The following is a 270-nucleotide window of genomic DNA, read 5'->3' on the forward strand; positions in this document are numbered from 1 at the left end:
TCGTACTTGCCTGCGAAACCCAAGCGGCAAGCGAGGGTCCTAGGCAGGTTGCCGGATGTCCGGTACCCACTCATGAGGAATTCACGGATGAAAACAGCGATCTCGCTTGGCCTGTTGGCTGTGGCGCTGTCCGGCTGCGGCAACATTGCCGCCGTCAAGTCGTTCAACACCCCGTATGGCTCGCCGACGTCGGGCGATACCGCACGCCTGCGGGTGATTGCCGATGGCATGGTGCGCGCTGTGCCGGGCAAGGATTGCGTCGACTGGTAC

Annotated in this window: 1 pseudogene; it reads left to right on the plus strand. The window is 62.6% G+C overall.

What is annotated here, in order from left to right:
- Nucleotides 1-87 precede the first annotated feature (87 nt).
- A pseudogene (locus SB725_RS31380) lies at nucleotides 88-270 on the plus strand (hypothetical protein); the annotation flags it as partial.

The organism is Pseudomonas sp. SIMBA_041, from assembly GCF_046535095.1.
GTDB classification, from domain to species: domain Bacteria; phylum Pseudomonadota; class Gammaproteobacteria; order Pseudomonadales; family Pseudomonadaceae; genus Aquipseudomonas; species Aquipseudomonas mucoides.